Origin of the sequence: Alteromonas sp. CNT1-28 (assembly GCF_022348345.1) — a bacterium.
Classification (GTDB): Bacteria; Pseudomonadota; Gammaproteobacteria; order Enterobacterales; family Alteromonadaceae; genus Alteromonas; species Alteromonas macleodii.
On sequence record NZ_JAKREZ010000104.1, the window covers coordinates 1 to 1,063 of the forward strand.

Below are 1,063 nucleotides of genomic sequence, written 5' to 3' on the forward strand. Positions count from 1 at the left end.
GGCTTTTTCGTGAAGTCAATTGACTTCTAGCCTTGATGGTTGTTCGCATCTTGTTGTCTCATCAATCCGGCGGCCTCGAAGGCCCTTGGTATAAACTGATTTGAACAAGATGGTTATGAACCGTTAATCATCAGTACGTTGTCTTTTTGCAATATGTTGATAGGCTTCCTGTTTTAGTTTATTTACTTATCTTTGGTTTGGGTTTCATCGGCTAAGCCGCTACTTTATTTATCAGTCCTGGCTGGTAGTCCTGTTGATAGTGCAGCATAGCCCAGGCCATTCTTACCATTTTATTAGCCAGTGCGACGCACGCTTTGTTAAAGCTCATGCGTGCTAAACAAGCCCGACACCACTCGCTCACCTTATCGGTTTTATCACCAATATGGCGCAAGGCGGCCCTGGCGCCGTTAATTATCTGGGTCCGTAAATACGTGTTCCCTCGCTTGCTAATACCCAACAATCTCGGGTTATCTCCCGTTGTATGTTGTTTGGGCACTACACCTAACCAAGCGGCTAAATGTCGGCCGCTATTAAAAGCCTGACCTTGTCCAATGCCTGCATATAAGGCGGTAGCAATCAAAGGCCCAATTCCTGTCATGCTCATTAAACGCTCGCATACAGGCTGGCTTTGTGAGAACGCTTTCAACTCCTTATCCATTTCTTTTATGTGCTCTCGCAGTTCCCGCAAATCATTGAGTAAGCCTTGAAACTGTCGGCGAGCTAACATACTCAATCCATTGTCAGCTTCTTCCAGGGTTAAAGGCAGCTCTTTCACCAAAGTCGCTACACCCCGTACATACACAATACCGTATTCGCTCAATAAGCCTCTTATCTGATTACTCAACGCCGTTTGCTGCGCTATCATACGCTCTCTAATCCGATGCATAAGCTGGATGTCTTGTTGGTCCTGAGACTTAAACGGCACAAATCGCATCCCTTCGCGTTGTGATGCCTCGGCTATCGCCTCTGCATCATTGTAATCGTGTTTATTGCCTTTTCGGTATGCTACAACGTATTGCGGTGCTATTGCTTTGACTTCATGCCCGGCTTTCGTCAATTCCCT

Annotated in this window: 1 protein-coding gene; it reads right to left on the reverse strand. The window is 46.3% G+C overall.

Annotation, left to right across the window (positions count from 1 at the left end):
• Window positions 1-211: 211 nt before the first annotated feature.
• The coding region (locus tag MHN02_RS21520) for an IS110 family transposase (protein WP_239247985.1) at window positions 212-1,063 on the reverse strand (852 nt) is incomplete at its 5' end.